This is a genomic window from Robinsoniella sp. KNHs210, assembly GCF_000686105.1.
Taxonomy (GTDB): Bacteria; Bacillota; Clostridia; order Lachnospirales; family Lachnospiraceae; genus Robinsoniella; species Robinsoniella peoriensis.
On record NZ_JMLZ01000002.1, the window covers coordinates 4266329 to 4284437 of the forward strand.

An 18109-nucleotide genomic window follows, 5' to 3' on the forward strand; every position below is an offset into this window, starting at 1 on the left:
GTATAATTCTGGTTTTAATAAGATCTTATTCTTATCATTGCCCAAAATCAAGACTTTAAGAGTAATCTTATGATTTTCTTCACATTTTATTTATATTTCTGAAACCCGATTGACGTATATATGATCAATCAGTCCGTAGGCTTTTGCCTCTTCAGCACTCATAAAATTATCCCGGTCTGTATCACGCTCAATTTCTTCTATAGTGCGGCCCGAATTTTCAGCCAGAATCCGGTTAAGACGCTGCTTACTCTTCTGCAAATAGTCAGAAAGAATTTTAATGTCACTGGTCTGGCCTTTTATGCCGCCGGAGGAAGGCTGGTGAATCATAATTTCTGAATTTGGCAAGGCAAAACGCTTGCCCTTTGCACCGCCTGCCAATAAAAATGCTCCAAAGCTTGCAGCCATTCCGATACAGATGGTGGAAACATCGCATTTGATATAATTCATGGTATCGTAAATTGCAAATCCTGCAGATACGGAACCACCCGGACTGTTAATGTATAACTGGATATCCTTACCCGGATCCTGGCCTTCCAGATACAGAAGCTGACTGGTAACCAGACTGGCAGAAGCATCGGTGACTTCTTCACCCAGAAAAATAATCCGGTCATCCAGCAGGCGGGAGTAAATGTCAAAACTGCGTTCACCGCGACTGGTCTGTTCAACTACATAAGGTATAATCATGCTGCAATCCCCCTGACTTCAGACAGTTGTATACAAAAGCTGGTAATGGTATTGTATCCTTTTGCAGAATTGTCTGCGAATACCTGAATTGCCGGACAAAATTCCTGGAAAAGCTCAAATCGCTCCTGCCTGGGTGTAAAAATGTGAAGGCTCCGGCAGGTCTGGGGAGTACATTGATATAATTGCCGGAACGCCAGTGTAAAAGCCTGTTGGGAATCATAACCCGCTTTACAGGAAATCTCTGCAATGGGAATGTCGGTCTCTGCTAAAAGTCTGGCAGCTTCTGTCAGTCTGCGTCTCTGGATATATTTATGCATGGTGCAGCCTACCACACTGGAAAATATGCGGTTCAGATAGTATTTTGAATAGTTCATATTCTGTGAAATATCGTCAAGATGGATTTTTTCCTGCAGATGGGATTCAATGTAGGATACAATCTCCACAACAATATCGTTTTTATCACTCATAGTAATGCCCCCTTTCGTGATGGTCATGATTTTTTATTATAGCAGATATGTCTTAGGGTGTCTTAATAAAAAGTGCTCTCTTTATGGACAAGAGAGCACTTTTTTAGATTCAAATAAATTACAAATAACTTAGCATTAAAAGCGTATCGTGAAAGTAATTACCCCATCATCAATCTGGCAGTTATATGCAAAACCCTGTTTCTGGGCAGCTGCACTTACAATGGAAAGTCCAAGTCCGGTACCGGACAGCTCTTTATTCCGGGATTTCTCGGCAACATAGAACGGATCCCAGATTCTTTCCAAAAGAATATTGTGGTTGTGGGCTACACCGTTGGAGGTCTGAAAAATAATCCTGCCGTATTCCTCATATAACCGTATGTTTATATGGCTGTTGGAAGTATATTTTACCGCATTAGAGATCAGATTGGAAAATATGGCAGTAATTCCTTCCAGACTTGCAGTGATAACTACATCCGGCAGGATGTCTGCTTGCAGAGTGAGCTGCTTGTTTTCTAACTCCAGCTGATATTCTTCGATCATTCCGGTGAGCATACTGCTGATCTCTACAGATTCTTTGGGATAGTCTTTTTGCCGGATGCGGGATAAATCAAGAAGTCCTTCAATGAGCCTTTCCATTTTTTCATTCTGGCGGATAACCGTGTCCAAGAAAGTGCCGTCATCAATGCCGTCTTTAATGCCGCAGGTATAAGCTTTAATCAGGGCCACCGGTGTCTTCAGATCATGGGATACATTGCCAAGTAGAGCTTCCATCTGTCGGTTTTTTTCAATCAGAGCTTCCTGGGATTCTTTTAGTTTGCAGCTCATGTCATTGATGCTGCTGGCAAGGTCTTCCAGCTCATCGTTTGTCCTGATTTCTATCTGACTGAAATTCTGGTTGGAAATATCCTTTGTCAGTGCGCTGATCTCTGAAAGGGGAGTAGTAATTTTCTTAACCAGAAAATAGATAAGAATCATCATAATAATTACTGCGGCTAAAAAGATACATAAGGTAATGCCATTGATCAATGAGACGATCTCGCTGATATTTGGAATGATGATAGCTACTCCTGCAAAGGTTTCCTCTAAATTCAAGTATTCTACAAGTATACTGTAATGCAGCTTGGATTGGTTGTAGATGCGCAGTTGTCTCCCGTTTGCCATTGTATTCAGGTAATCCTGATCCCAAAGCCAGTAACGGTCCAGCCCCAGACCTTTATCCAGAAACGCATTGCGGAGGCGTTCATTTAATACATCAATATCAGAGGTATTGTCTACGCGGGCAATTACTACATCCCTGGATTCTTCCAGTGCGGCAATGGCTTCGTCTAATGATTCTGCATTTTGCATAAGTGTATTACAAATTTCATTGATTTCTGACTTTCTTTCATAGATATAATATCTTCCGATAAACTGTGAATTTACAACGACTGATATTAATACAACGACAATTAAAACGGCTGAAATACTCAATAGAAATTTTTTGGCAAGTTTACTCATTTTGATTCTCCAACATGTATCCGATACCGATGTGGGTAGTGATATACTTTTCTCCTATTTTATTGCGAAGTCTCCGTATATGGGTATCCAGGGTGCGTTCATCGCCATAATAGTCCATTCCCCAAACGCTGGAAAGTAATTGTTCTCTGGATAGAATCATGCCCTGGTTCAGGAAAAAGGTGTAAAGGAGTTCGTATTCTTTTTTGGTTAGTTTTATTTCTTCCTGCCGTATTTTTACGATTCTGGTGTCCGGATTTAAGGTAAGGCTGCCGCAGGTAAGCAGTTTTCCCAGCTGAAAAAGTTTTTCAATCCGAAGGAGCAGGATCTTTGGCTCAAAAGGTTTGCGTATATAGTCGTCTGCACCATAAGTCAGACCTGCAATTTCGTCAGAAATCTCCCCCTTCGCTGTGAGCATTATAATTCTTATGGGCATATGATATTCACGCACAGCCTTGCACAGGGCAATCCCGTCCATGACAGGCATCATCCAGTCAGAAATCAAAAGGTCGAATTTTTCTTTGCACAATAGATCAAAAGCCTCCCGTCCATCGGAAACGGCAGCAACTTCATGACCTGCTCCGGTAAGATAGAGTTTCATGATCTTCTGCATATCTTTTTCGTCTTCTGCGATTAATATTTTCATAATTATCCTCCTGATAGCGCAAGCTTTATAGTCCAATATTGAATACCGCAATTTCGGGAGGCACCATAAATCGTGCCGGAATATGAGAAGTCCCAATACCGGTATTTACATAGAGTTTCATATTGTTATCGATATCATAAAATCCGGATGTATATTTTTCAGCAAGTGATGTAACCGGGCTTTTGATAAATGGTAGTTTTACCTGGCCGCCGTGACTGTGCCCCGCCAGAAGCAGATTGGCAGAGCCAGCCTCAAAACGGTCTGCAATATCCGGTTCGTGCAGCAAAATGATCCGATAATCAGGATCATCTTCCATGTAGCGCAAAGTAGTAGATATATCTGGAAATCCAAGCAGGGCATCGTCCAGACCGCCGATGAATAATTCATGCCCCTTTGTGGTAGTTACGGTGATACCTTCATTTTTCAGCAGTGTAAAGCCGGAATTCGACATAATATCTGCATAAACCCGGGAGGCACCGCCGCCATAGTCACGATTTCCCCAGACAGCATATTTACCATATGACGCATTCAGGGCTGACAGTGCCGAAGTAACGGCATCTACAGCCTTATATTTTGAAAAGTTATCAAACAAGTCCCCGGTAAAGACAATGACATCCGGTGAAAGATCATTAACCTTGTCCACAAGTTCTTCAAGTTTATTTTCTGTATAAGAGGCGTTTACCTGGATATCGGATAACTGTACCACACGGATAACTTGTGTGATCTTTCTGTCGGGAGCATTCAGGTCATAGTAATGGGTGAACACCATAAAGGGTTCTATCTTAAATGCATATCCGGCAAGCAGTGCGGCAGTTAAGAAAAGGCAAAGCATAAAAATCAGGGTTCTTTTTAAAATTTTCATATTCACATGTTCCTTTCGTATGGATCAGTCATAATGATAGAACGTCCATGTTACAGGTATGTGAATTCTTTACATCTTTATTATATCCGTCATTTAGTCAAATGCAATTAAAAATTAAAAAAACGTATTATATGGTAATTTCAGGCAAAAATTCGATGAAAAAAGTAAAAAATTAGTAATTTGTAATATCTTGCGGTGGGAGTGGTCAAAAATGTGATGAAAGGGGGCAGATAATCGCATTCATTTAACTACCTCCTCAATTTATAATTAATAAAAGAGTTATAAGGAGGAGGATTTATATGAAGTTTAGGGCAAAAAAACTAGTGGCACTTTTAACCGCATCCTGTATGTGTCTCGCTTCACCATTGAGCGCTGCGGCAGAAAGCGGCACAGGAACCAGATTAGTGAAAGGGCAAACGGGGTATTTGACAGAGGAACAGGCTATCCGGAACCAGGAGCAGACAACCGAAGAAAGGGAGCAGAAGTTAACCGGGGAAGAGACAGCAGAGGTTTTGATGGAAGATACAAAAGACAGCGGTATTGTACAGACAGAAGAAGTACAGACAAAAGAAATGCAGACAGAAGATGCGCAGACAAAAGAAGTACAGACAGAAGAAATGCAGACAGAAGATGCGCAGACAGAAGAAATGCAGACAGAAGATGCGCAGACAGAAGAAGTACAGACAAAAGAAGAACCGGCAGAAGAAACACACATGAAAGAAATACAGACGCAAGGGACAAAGAAAGCGTCAGATAGGAACGGAAAGGCAAGGGTAACTGAAATTCTGGAAGATGCCCAGGATCCAGCAAACCGGATTGTGTATCTGTCAGACCTGCAATGGAAGTCAGAAAATCATACAGTAGATAGCGAGCTGCCTACCAGAAAGGATAAGTCCTTTGGCGGCGGAAAAATTACGCTAAAAGTGGATGGAACGGTAACAGAATTTGACAAGGGGATTGGAACACAGACAGATTCCACCATTGTGTACGATCTGGAGGGAAAGGGATATACAAAGTTTGAAACTTACGTGGGTGTAGACTACAGCCAGAAAGAAAACATTCCGGGGGAAGTCTGCGACGTAAAATTCAGGGTGAAAATTGATGACAAGATTGTATCAGAAACCGGTGTACTGGATCCGCTTTCGAATGCGGTTAAGATTTCTGTTAACATACCCGATACAGCCAAAACTTTAACATTATACGCGGATAAAGTAACGGAAACTTGGTCTGATCACGCCAATTGGGCAGATGCAAAATTTTATCAGACACTGCCGGAACCCGAAAATGTTGCATTCAAAAAAACGGTAGTGGCACGAAAGACATCAGATAATTCGGAGGCTCCTGTTAATCCGGATTCATCAGTTAACAGTTCTAAGGCCGTTGACGGTGTTATTGACAGCTCCAGTTATTTTGATTTTGGAGATCAGGCAAATAGCGGAGCCGTAAGGGAGTCACTCTATATGGAGGTAGATTTAAAAGGGAGCTATTTACTGTCCGATATACAACTGTGGAGATACTGGAAAGATGGCAGAACTTATGCAGCTACTGCAATTGTAGTATCTGAGGATGAGAACTTTGAAAATGCAGCAGTTATCTATAACTCGGATACGACGGGAGAAATACATCACCTGGGAGCAGGAAGTGATATGCTCTATGCAGAAACAGAAAGTGGCAAGATATTTCCGGTACCGGAAAATACAAAAGCAAGGTATATCAGAGTTTATACATATGGTGTTAATGGGACATCAGGCGTAACAAATCACATTGTAGAATTAAAGGTGAATGCTTACGTATTTGGAGATGAAATCTTACCGGAAAAGCCGGATGACAGCAAGATTTTCCCAAATGCAGTTAATCCGCTGAAGCTACAGGGACCGGGCACGAATGATCAGGTAACCCACCCGGATGTTACGGTGTTTGATGAGCCGTGGAATGGGTATAAATACTGGATGGCATATACACCGAATAAACCGGGAAGTTCCTATTTTGAAAATCCCTGTATAGCTGCATCCAACGATGGCGTAAACTGGGAGTTTCCTGCCCGGAACCCTGTACAGCCGCGCTATGACAGTGAAATAGAAAATCAAAATGAACATAACTGTGATACCGATATTGTATATGACCCGGTAAATGACCGGTTGATTATGTACTGGGAATGGGCACAGGATGAGGCGGTTAATGGTAAAACACATCGTTCTGAAATCAGATACCGTGTTTCTTATGATGGGATTAACTGGGGAGTGGAAGACGAAACTGGTGTTTTGAAGACTGGACCAACGGATCACGGCTGCGCCATTGCCACAGAAGGCGAAAGATATTCAGACCTTTCTCCAACCGTAGTATATGATAAAACAGAAAAAATCTACAAAATGTGGGCAAATGATGCCGGAGATGTAGGATATGAAAACAAACAGAATAACAAAGTATGGTATCGGACATCCCAAGACGGGATCAGCAATTGGTCGGATAAGACTTACGTGGAGAATTTTCTTGGAGTAAATGAAGACGGGCTGCAGATGTATCCATGGCACCAGGATATCCAGTGGGTAGAGGAATTTCAGGAATATTGGGCACTTCAGCAGGCATTTCCGGCAGGAAGCGGACCGGATAATTCTTCCCTGCGTTTCTCGAAATCCAAAGATGGTATTCATTGGGAGCCGGTATCTGAAAAAGCTTTAATTACAGTAGGGGCACCCGGGACCTGGGATGCAGGACAGATATACCGTTCTACTTTCTGGTATGAGCCAGGTGGGGCAAAAGGAAACGGAACATTCCATATCTGGTATGCTGCATTGGCGGAAGGCCAGTCTCACTGGGATATAGGATATACATCTGCAAACTATGCAGATGCCATGTACAAATTAACGGGAAGCAGACCGGAAGTGGAAAAAAGAATAGAGGTAAATAATGAAAATCCTCTGCTTATTATGCCGCTGTACGGAAAGTCTTACAGTGAATCAGGAAGTACCCTGGATTGGGGAGATGATCTGGTTTCACGCTGGAAACAGGTTCCGGAAGATTTAAAAGAAAACGCAGTCATTGAAATTCATCTGGGTGGCAAGATTGGCTTAAATGAAAGTGATTCCCACACGGCAAAAGCGTTTTATGAGCAGCAGCTGGCAATTGCCCAGGAAAATAACATCCCGGTAATGATGGTGGTAGCTACGGCAGGCCAGCAGAATTACTGGACGGGAACAGCGAATCTGGATGCTGAGTGGATTGACCGGATGTTCAAACAGCACAGTGTGTTAAAAGGAATTATGTCCACTGAAAATTATTGGACTGACTACAATAAGGTTGCTACTATGGGTGCCGATTATCTGCGGGTTGCAGCTGAAAACGGCGGATATTTTGTATGGAGCGAGCACCAGGAGGGTGTTATTGAAAATGTAATAGCAAATGAGAAATTTAATGAAGCATTGAAACTTTACGGTAATAATTTTATTTTCACCTGGAAGAACACGCCTGCCGGTACTAACTCCAATGCAGGAACAGCCAGCTATATGCAGGGCCTCTGGCTAACCGGAATTTGTGCACAATGGGGCGGTCTGGCTGATACCTGGAAATGGTATGAAAAAGGATTTGGTAAATTATTTGATGGTCAGTATTCTTATAATCCGGGTGGGGAAGAAGCAAGACCGGTTGCAACCGAACCGGAAGCACTGCTTGGTATCGAAATGATGAGTATCTATACAAATGGCGGATGTGTCTACAACTTTGAGCACCCGGCGTATGTATATGGTTCTTATAACCAGAATTCACCTTGCTTTGAAAATGTAATTGCAGAGTTCATGCGCTATGCGATTAAGAATCCGGCACCAGGTAAAGAGGAAGTGCTTGCTGATACAAAAGCAGTGTTCTATGGAAAATTAAGTTCTTTAAAGAGTGCAGGAAACTTACTGCAAAAAGGTTTGAACTGGGAAGATGCCACACTGCCAACCCAGACTACGGGTCGATATGGATTAATACCTGCAGTCCCGGAGGCAGTAGATGAAAAAACTGTAAAAGCAGTATTCGGCGATATTGAGATATTGAATCAATCCAGTGCACAGCTTGCGAATAAAGATGCGAAAAAAGCATATTTTGAAGAAAAATATCCGGAACAGTATACCGGTACGGCATTTGGACAGCTATTGAATGATACCTGGTATTTATACAACAGTAATGTGAATGTGGATGGGGTGCAAAATGCAAAACTTCCGTTAGAAGGTAATAAATCCGTAGATATTACAATGACACCGCATACTTATGTGATCCTGGATGATCAGGATGGTGAGCTTCAGATTAAACTGAACAATTATCGTGTGGATAAAGACAGTATCTGGGAAGGATACGGCACCACGGTGACGGACCGCTGGGATACGGACCACAATACCAAACTTCAGGACTGGATACGGGATGAGTATATTCCAAATCCGGACGATGATACCTTCAGAGATACAACCTTTGAACTGGTTGGACTGGAAAGTGAGCCGGAGGTAAATGTAACTAATGGCTTAAAGGATCAGTATCAGGAACCGGTTGTGGAATATGATGCCGCTGCAGGTACGGCTATGATTACTGTATCCGGAAATGGCTGGGTAGATCTGACAATTGACACGAACACGGCAGAAGTACCCCAGGTTGATAAAGCAAAGTTAAATTCCAAAATAGCAGAAGCTAAAGGGATCAGACAGGGGAACTATACGGATGAATCCTACAAAGCTCTTCAGGAAGAGATCGGAAAATCCCAGGCGGTATGGAACAAAACAGATGCCACACAGGAGGAAGTAAATGCACAGTTAAGCAGGTTAGAAAGTGCAATAGCCAGATTAAAAGAAAAACCGGCGGTGGTATCCAAAACGGCATTAAATGCAAAAATAGCTGAGGCAAAAGGGATCAGACAAGGAAACTATACGGATGAATCCTACAAAGCCCTGCAAAATGCAATAGTAAAAGCTCAGGAGTTATCAAACAAAACAGATGCCACACAGCAGCAGGTAAATGATCTGGTATCAGCATTAACAAATGCAATTAAAAATTTAAAAATAGATGCAGATAAGCTGGCAGCAGAGTCAGCAAAGAAAGTAGCGGCAGTTAAGGTTGCCGTAAAAGCAGTATCCTATAAATCAAAAGAGATTAAATTATCCTGGAAAACGGTAGCAGATGCGGACGGATATGTAATCCGTGTAAAGACAGGCAAAAAGTGGAGTACGGAGAAGACCATTAAGAACAACCGCATAATCACTTATACTTATAAGAAAGGTACTCCCGGTAAGAAATATGTATTTGAAGTAAAAGCTTTTAAGAAAGTAAATGGAAAGACGACCTATAGTAAATACAAAACAGCCACTAAAAAAGTTGTGCCGCAAACGGTGACCGCAAAGGCAAAAGCTTCTAAAAATAATGTAGTGGTAAAATGGAACAAAGTGTCTGGCGCATCCGGATATGTTGTTATGAAAAAGAAAGGGAAAACATGGGTAAAGGCTGCGCAGGTAAATGCAAAGAAACTATACTTTACGGATAAGAAGGTCAAAAAAGGAAAAGTATATTCATACAAAGTAAAGGCTTACAAAGTATATAAAGGTAAAAAAGTATATGGAAGCTATAGCAAGTCTGTAAATATTAAAACAAAGTCATAAGAATCTCTATAGTTTTTTTTACCAGAATCAAATCATTTTATGATGATTAGTCAAAAAATAGCAATAATTTTAAAAATATTTAAAAATGTGGGTGTCGCAGTAAAAAAAATGAAAGAAATGGATAGCTTTGTTTATTGTAATAAATTAGGCCGCATGATAGGATTTTGAAATAGGGTAGAGCGGAAAAATTTTACATTTTACAGGAGATAAAAGAAAGGGAGGTGTTTTTCTTAAACGCGACAACCCGCTAACATGAAAAAGATTGGGAGGTAACAAAATGAACAGTAAAAGATTAATATCAATGAAACGTATTATGGCGTGGATTCTGACATTGTGTATGATATTAACAGCAGTGCAGATTCCGATTGATGTACAAGCTGCTGAGACTGCAACAGAAGAAAATGCGGCGCTGGAAAAAACAGTTACATTACATAAGAGCGATGGAACAGAACTGCCGGAGGATTATCGAAATCCCCAAAGACCAGCTACCATGGCGGTAGATGGTATTATTGACGATACAGGAGAGTACAACTATTGCGATTTCGGTAAAGACGGCGATAAAGCAGCCCTGTATATGCAGGTGGACCTTGGAGGTCTGTATGATTTAAGCAGAGTCAATATGTGGAGATACTGGAAAGACAGCAGAACTTACGATGCAACAGTAATTACCACATCTGAGAGCGGCGATTTCACAGATGAAGCAGTCATATATAATTCAGACAGGTCAAATGTACATGGATTTGGGGCAGGAGGAGATGAACGCTACGCAGAGACTGCCTCCGGACATGAATTCCCAGTACCGGACGGTACAAAGGCACAGGCAGTACGCGTATATGTATTTGGCAGCCAAAACGGTACTACAAACCACATCAATGAATTGCAGGTCTGGGGAACTCCCCATACAGAGAATCCGGATGTGAATTCTTATCAGGTGACAATTCCACAGGGAAATGGATATCAGGTAATACCTTATGAAAATGACCCGACGACAGTGGAAGAAGGCGGTTCTTTCCGTTTTCAGGTACTGATTGACTCCGATAATGGTTACAGTGCAACCAGTGCGGTAAAAGCAAATGGAGTAAGTCTGGAGGCAGCTGACAGTGTTTATACCATTGAGAACATTACTGAAGATCAGGTAATCACCATTGAAGGCGTACATAAAGCACAGTATGAAGTAAAATTCCCGGAAAACCCACAGGGATACAGTGTTGAGATTCAGAGTGAAGGAAGTACAACGGTAGACTATAATGGTTCTGTCAGTTTTAAGCTTATTATAGACGAAGCTTATAATGAATCCGTACCGATTGTTAAAGCAAACGGCGGTGCAGCTTTGGGAAAAGATGAGCTCGGTGTATATACAATTGCAAATATCCAGGACGATATTACGGTTACAGTTGAGGGTATCCAGGAAAATACCGTAGTAAAGACAAAAACAATGTACTTGTCTGATATGGATTGGAAGAGTGCTGCAAATGCAGTAGGTGCAACAGGAGAAAAAGACACTCCCACAAAGGACCTGAATCATTTACAGCAGCAGATGAAATTATTGGTAAACGGAGCAGAGAAGTCTTTTGATAAAGGAATTGGAGTTCAGACGGATTCTTCTATCGTTTATGATCTGGAAGACAAAGGCTACACTTCTTTCCACACCCTGGCAGGCGTTGATTATTCAGCAATGGAATATGTAGACGGAGAAGGCTGTGATATCCAGTTTAAAGTATATCTGGATGATGTCGTAGTATTTGACAGCGGAGTAGTTGATGCATCTGATGAGGCTCAGGAAGTTAATGTTGCTATAACATCAGAGAATAAAGAACTAAAACTGGAAGCTAAAATGGTTAAAGAGCCTTATAATGACTGGGGAAACTGGGCAGATGCCAGCTTTGAAATGGCTTATCCGGAACCGTCTAATGTGGCTTTAAATAAAACTGTTACTGTTAAGAAAACAGCGGATAACTCAGACTCTGAAGTAAATTCCAGCAGACCGGGATCAATGGCTGTAGATGGAATCATTGGACCTACATCAGATTCTAACTATTGTGATTTCGGACAGGATGGGGATAATACTTCCCGTTATCTGCAGGTAGATTTAGGGAATGTTTATGAACTTACCCAGATCAATATGTTTAGATACTGGGCAGATGGCAGAGTATATAATGGTACTGTAATTGCAGTTTCCGAAAACGCAGACTTTAGTAATCCAACTTTTATTTATAATTCAGATAAAGCAGACAAACACGGACTTGGTGCAGGCAGTGATGACACTTATGGAGAAACCCAGAGTGGAAAATCATTCGAAGTTCCGGCAGGAACCATGGGACAATATGTCCGTGTGTATATGTCTGGTTCCAACAAAGGTACAACAAACCATATCGCTGAATTACAGGTAATGGGTTATAATTTCAATACAGAACCAAAACCATATGAAGCAAATGCATTTGAAAATGCAGAAGTTTATTTAGATATGCCAACTCATTTCCAGGATCTGGATTCCAATAAAAACGACGATGGAAGCTTAAAGCACATTGGCGGACAGGTGACACATCCTGATATCCAGGTATTTGACCAACCGTGGAACGGTTATAAATACTGGATGATTTACACACCAAACACAATGATTACTTCACAGTATGAAAATCCATATATCGTAGCATCTGAAGATGGACAGACATGGGTAGAACCGGAAGGAATCTCCAATCCAATTGAACCGGAACCGCCATCAACCAGATTTCATAACTGTGATGCAGATCTGTTATACGACTCTGTCAATGACCGTTTACTTGCATACTGGAACTGGGCAGATGACGGCGGCGGTACTGATGACGAATTAAAAGATCAGAACTGTCAGATTCGTCTGAGAATATCTTATGATGGAATTAACTGGGGAGTTCCTTACGACAAAGACGGCAATATTGCCACAACAGCTGATACTGTAGTAAGAATGGAAACAGGAGATAAGGATTTCATTCCTGCAATCAGCGAAAAAGACCGTTATGGTATGCTTTCCCCAACATTTACCTATGACGATTTCCGCGGCATATATACAATGTGGGCACAGAACTCGGGTGATGCGGGATACAACCAGTCTGGAAAGTTCATCGAAATGAGATGGTCTGAGGATGGAATAAACTGGTCTGAACCACAAAAAGTGAATAATTTCCTTGGAAAAGATGAGAATGGCAGACAGCTTTGGCCATGGCATCAGGATATTCAGTATATCCCTGAGCTACAGGAATATTGGGGACTGTCCCAGTGCTTCTCTACATCTAATCCCGATGGATCCGTATTATACCTGACCAAGTCAAGAGATGGTGTCAACTGGGAGCAGGCAGGAACACAGCCGGTATTAAGGGCAGGAAAATCAGGTACCTGGGATGATTTCCAGATTTACCGTTCTACCTTCTATTATGATAATCAGTCAGACAGCCCTACTGGTGGGAAATTTAGAATCTGGTACAGTGCACTGCAGGCAAATACTACAGGCAAGACCGTTTTGGCTCCTGATGGAACAGTGTCTCTTCAGGTTGGAAGCCAGGATACCAGGATCTGGCGTATCGGGTATACAGAAAATGACTACATGGAAGTCATGAAAGCTCTGACCCAGAATAAAAACTATGAAGAACCGGAATTAGTAGACGCAGTTTCCTTAAATCTGTCAATGGATAAAACAAGCATTTCAGTAGGTGAAGAAGCAACGGTAAGCACTGCTTTCGTACCGGAAAATGCTACCGACCGCATTGTAAAATATACATCTCAGGATCCGGAAATTGCAGTTATTGATCCAACAGGCATTGTTACAGGGGTTAAGGATGGAACCACAACTATTGTTGCAGAAACAAAATCGGGCGCAAAAGGTGAATTATCCGTAACGGTTGGTGAGCTTCAAAGAGGTGAAATCCGATTTGAGGTCAGCAATGACCATCCGATGTATCTGGAGAATTACTATTGGAGTGATGATGCACCAAAAAAAGACGGCTTAGACGCAAACAAGAACTACTATGGGGATGAACGTGTCGACAGTCCGGTAATGCTGTATAATACCGTTCCTGATGAATTGAAGGATAATACAGTAATCCTGTTAATTGCAGAGAGAAGCTTAAACAGCACAGATGCAGTAAGGGATTGGATTAAAAAGAATGTTGAATTATGTAATGAAAATAAGATTCCATGTGCAGTTCAGATTGCAAATGGAGAAACAAATGTAAATACAACCATTCCATTATCGTTCTGGAATGAGCTGGCAACGAACAATGAATACCTGGTTGGATTTAATGCAGCCGAGATGTATAACCGTTTTGCAGGTGACAACCGCAGCTATGTTATGGATATGATCCGTTTAGGGGTATCCCACGGCGTATGCATGATGTGGACCGATACCAATATTTTTGGTACAAACGGTGTGTTGTATGACTGGCTGACTCAGGATGAAAAACTGTCCGGTCTTATGCGGGAATACAAAGAGTATATCTCTCTGATGACAAAAGAGTCTTACGGCAGTGAGGCAGCAAATACAGATGCTCTGTTTAAGGGCCTGTGGATGACAGACTACTGCGAGAACTGGGGAATCGCCTCCGACTGGTGGCATTGGCAGTTAGACAGCAACGGTGCACTCTTTGATGCAGGCAGCGGCGGAGATGCATGGAAACAGTGTCTGACATGGCCGGAAAATATGTATACGCAGGACGTTGTGCGTGCAGTAAGCCAGGGTGCAACCTGCTTTAAATCAGAAGCACAGTGGTATTCAAATGCTACAAAAGGCATGCGTACACCCACATATCAGTATTCCATGATTCCGTTCCTGGAGAAACTGGTAAGCAAAGAAGTAAAAATTCCTACAAAAGAAGAGATGCTGGAAAGAACAAAAGCAATTGTTGTAGGGGCAGAAAACTGGAATAACTTTAATTATAATACTACTTATTCAAATCTGTATCCAAGCACAGGACAATATGGAATCGTACCTTATGTACCATCAAATTGTCCGGAAGAAGAACTGTCAGGCTATGATCTGGTAGTAAGGGAAAATCTTGGCAAAGCAGGACTGAAGTCTGCACTTGATACGGTATACCCGGTTCAGAAATCAGAAGGAACCGCATACTGTGAAACCTATGGAGATACCTGGTACTGGATGAATTCCTCAGAAGACAAAAACGTAAGCCAGTACACAGAATTTACAACCGCAATCAATGGAGCTGAAAGTGTAAAGATAGCCGGCGAACCCCATGTATTTGGTATTATAAAAGAAAATCCGGGATCTTTAAATGTATACTTAAGCAACTACCGCCTGGATAAAACAGAACTCTGGGATGGTACAATCCCCGGAGGATTAAGCGATCAGGGCTGCTATAATTATGTATGGCAGATGTGTGAGCGCATGAAGAATGGAACAGGGCTGGATACACAGCTTCGTGACACCGTTATTACCGTTAAAAATGCAGTAGAACCGAAAGTAAACTTTGTAACAGAATCTCCGGCAGACAGAAGTTTTGCAGAAGATAATTATGTAAGACCATACAAATATACGGTTGCACAAAAAGAAGGCACAACCGATGAATGGGTGATTACGGTCAGCCACAATGGTATTGTGGAATTCAATATTGTAACAGGCGATGAAAAAGTGCCGGCAACAAGTGTGGAATTATCAACTGATAAAGTTGATGTAATCCGTAACCGGACAGCAGTTGTAAAGGCAACGGTATTGCCGCAGAATGCAGGAAATAAACAGTTAACATGGACAATCGCCGATCCTGAGATTGCTTCTGTAGACAACAAAGGAACCGTAACCGGACTAAAAGAAGGAAAAACCGTATTACGTGCAGCTATTTCTGGCAGTGTTTATAAAGAATGCGAAGTAAATGTAATTGACCGAAAAGTAACGGAAGTAAACTTAAACAAAACAGAGTTGTCTCTTAGTGCAGGGGATTCTGCGAAACTGGAAGCATCCATAGCACCGGAAGACCCGTCTGACAGCAGCATTACCTGGACTTCCACAAATGAAAATGTTGCAACGGTTGCATCAAACGGTACCGTTACAGCTCATAAAGCAGGTGTAGCTCAGATTATCGCCCAGTCTGCTTACCAGGCAAAGGGTATCGCAACTGTTACCGTTAATTATGCGGCTTCCGTAAAATTAGACCGTACAGGAATGACGGCTACAGCCAACAGCGAACAGTCAAAATCAGGTGGAGAAGGACCTGCTTCCAACGTACTGGACGGTAAGCAGGACACAATGTGGCATACAAGCTGGACCGATAAACCTGAATTACATCCTCACTGGATTAAAATTGACTTAAACGGAACAAAAACAATTAACAAATTTGCTTATACACCAAGAACCGGAGCATCTAACGGAACAATTTATAATTATGTTCTGATTATCACCGATCCGGAAGGAAATGAAAAACAGGTTGCAAAGGGCGTATGGGCAGCAAATGCAGATGTAAAATATGCTGAATTTGACGCAGTTGAAGCTACGGCGATCAAGCTGCAGGTAGACGGCAACGATGATAAGGCATCAAAAGGAGGATATGGTTCCGCGGCAGAAATCAATATTTTTGAAGTGGCACAGAAACCTTCCGCAAATGAGCTTGCCGAAAATATTAAAGTAATTGCACCTGTAAAAGCAGAAGATACAAAAGTATCTATCCCGGTCATTACTGGATTTGATATCGTAATCAGTAATTCCAGCAATCCGGACGTAATTGGTATTGATGGCAGCATCACCAGACCGGAAAATGATACAGTTGTAACTTTAACATTAAAAGTAAAAGAAACAGATTCTAAGGCTGTAAAGGAAGCAGCGGCTGAAGCAACCACCACGGTGGATGTTCTGGTTACCGGTACAAAGACATCTGATGTAGAGGCAGAAAGCGTAACGCTGGATAAGACAGCAGCTGAATTAACAGTTGGAGGAGAACTCTTATTAAATGCCGTTGTGAAGCCAGACAATGCAACTAATAAGGCTGTTACCTGGAGCTCTGATAAACCGGGAACCGTTACTGTTGAAAATGGCAGGGTAAAAGCGTTAGCGGCAGGAGAGGCACGTATTACAGCAGCAACTGCAAATGGAAAGACAGCAGTCTGCGTCATTAACGTAAAGGAAAAAGAGGAGCCTGAAGTAATTCTCCCGACAGAAGTGCGCTTAAACATTCCATCAGCTGAATTTACAGTAGGAGATCAGATTCAGTTAACTGCTTCTGTACTGCCGGCAAATGCAGCAGATAAGACAATTACCTGGAAATCAGACAAAACTGAAGTGGCAACTGTCGCAAATGGATGGGTAAAAGGTATTGCAGCCGGAACTGCTAAGATTACAGCAACATCAGTCAATGGAAAAACGGCTGTATGTGTGATCACAGTCAAAGCACAGCCACAGAATCTACCAACCGGTGTTTCACTGAACAAGAAAACAGCAAGTGTAAAACTGAATAAAACCCTTACACTTTCCGCTGTAGTACAGCCTTCCAATGCGGATAATAAGACCGTTAAATGGACGTCTGACAATACGTATGTTGCAACAGTTGAGAATGGAGTCGTAAAAGCAGTTAATGCAGGAACAGCCAGAATCACTGCAGCTACCGTAAACGGACATAAGGCAACTTGTACGATAACAGTACCGGGTACAAAAATTTCCAAGGCAAAAGTAAGCCTTGCATCATCAAAAACACATACAGGCAAAGCATTAAAACCATCTGTAAAAGTAACTTACGGTAAGAATACATTAAAGAAAAATACTGATTATACCGTATCTTACAAAAATAATATAAATCCTGGAACTGCATCTGTTACGATTACGGGCAAGGGTAAATATTATGGTACCATCAACAAAACTTTTGCAATCAAGGCAGCAGAAGGAAAGACCTACACATCAGGAAAAGGCAAATATAAAGTAACGGATGCTTCGGCAAAGAACAGAACCGTAACTTTTATGGCTCCTGTAAAGAAGACATACAGCTCATTTAGTGTACCTTCTAAGGTTAAGATCGGGAATGATACTTACAAAGTAACAGCAGTTGCAAAAAATGCATTCAAAAAGAACACAAAGCTTACAAAGGTAACCATTGGTTCGAATGTAAAAACAATTGGTTCTTATGCATTTTATGGCGCTTCCCAATTAAAAACGCTTACCTTAAAAACTACCGGACTTAACAGTGTAGGCAAGAATGCATTTAAGAAAACAAATGCAAAGCTGACTGTAAAAGTTCCAAAGTCAAAATTAGCAGATTATAAGAAGCTGTTAAAAGGAAAAGGATTATCTGGCAAGGCAAAAATTCAGAAATAACAGGAAGAATCCCCGCTGCATTATGCAGCGGGGATTCTTTAAAAATTACGATTTTTT

General features: G+C 41.7%; 7 protein-coding genes. 2 read left to right on the top strand and 5 right to left on the bottom strand.

All coding sequences use genetic code 11. From position 1 onward, the window contains the following. Nucleotides 1-90 precede the first annotated feature (90 nt). From CD03_RS0124955 to CD03_RS0124975, 5 genes are all read right to left on the bottom strand, one after another. On the bottom strand, nucleotides 91-684 hold the full coding sequence (locus CD03_RS0124955) for an ATP-dependent Clp protease proteolytic subunit (RefSeq protein WP_027295939.1): 594 nt from the start codon (nucleotides 682-684) through the stop codon (nucleotides 91-93). Further along, complete coding sequence (locus tag CD03_RS0124960) at nucleotides 681-1151, bottom strand: helix-turn-helix transcriptional regulator (protein ID WP_027295940.1); 471 nt, start codon at nucleotides 1149-1151, stop codon at nucleotides 681-683. Before CD03_RS0124960 ends, CD03_RS0124955 begins: the two co-directional genes overlap by 4 nt. 135 nt (nucleotides 1152-1286) lie before the next feature. After that, complete coding sequence (locus tag CD03_RS0124965; RefSeq protein WP_027295941.1) at nucleotides 1287-2648, bottom strand: sensor histidine kinase; 1362 nt, start codon at nucleotides 2646-2648, stop codon at nucleotides 1287-1289. Next, a complete protein-coding gene (locus CD03_RS0124970; protein WP_027295942.1) occupies nucleotides 2641-3291 on the bottom strand; it encodes a response regulator transcription factor in 651 nt (216 codons plus the stop codon). The genes CD03_RS0124965 and CD03_RS0124970 overlap by 8 nt, the downstream gene beginning before the upstream one ends. Nucleotides 3292-3316: 25 nt before the next feature. After that, the gene (locus CD03_RS0124975; RefSeq protein WP_027295943.1) at nucleotides 3317-4153 is read right to left on the bottom strand and encodes a metallophosphoesterase; all 837 of its coding nucleotides are present in this window, start codon (nucleotides 4151-4153) and stop codon (nucleotides 3317-3319) included. A 299-nt stretch (nucleotides 4154-4452) separates the two neighbouring features. Between CD03_RS0124975 and CD03_RS0124980 the strand changes: the two genes are divergently transcribed. Then, complete coding sequence (locus tag CD03_RS0124980; protein ID WP_027295944.1) at nucleotides 4453-9774, top strand: glycoside hydrolase family 98 domain-containing protein; 5322 nt, start codon at nucleotides 4453-4455, stop codon at nucleotides 9772-9774. A gap of 277 nt (nucleotides 9775-10051) precedes the next feature. Then, a complete protein-coding gene (locus CD03_RS0124985; RefSeq protein ID WP_027295945.1) occupies nucleotides 10052-18052 on the top strand; it encodes an Ig-like domain-containing protein in 8001 nt (2666 codons plus the stop codon). The last annotated feature ends 57 nt before the right edge of the window (nucleotides 18053-18109 follow it).

Bases quoted from the DNA above. Each gene is read 5' to 3' on its own strand.
- CD03_RS0124955 (WP_027295939.1), bottom strand. From the start codon at position 684: ATGATTATACCTTATGTAGTTGAACAGACCAGTCGCGGTGAACGCAGT.
- CD03_RS0124960 (WP_027295940.1), bottom strand. From the start codon at position 1,151: ATGAGTGATAAAAACGATATTGTTGTGGAGATTGTATCCTACATTGAA.
- CD03_RS0124965 (WP_027295941.1), bottom strand. From the start codon at position 2,648: ATGAGTAAACTTGCCAAAAAATTTCTATTGAGTATTTCAGCCGTTTTA.
- CD03_RS0124970 (WP_027295942.1), bottom strand. From the start codon at position 3,291: ATGAAAATATTAATCGCAGAAGACGAAAAAGATATGCAGAAGATCATG.
- CD03_RS0124975 (WP_027295943.1), bottom strand. From the start codon at position 4,153: ATGAAAATTTTAAAAAGAACCCTGATTTTTATGCTTTGCCTTTTCTTA.
- CD03_RS0124980 (WP_027295944.1), top strand. From the start codon at position 4,453: ATGAAGTTTAGGGCAAAAAAACTAGTGGCACTTTTAACCGCATCCTGT.
- CD03_RS0124985 (WP_027295945.1), top strand. From the start codon at position 10,052: ATGAACAGTAAAAGATTAATATCAATGAAACGTATTATGGCGTGGATT.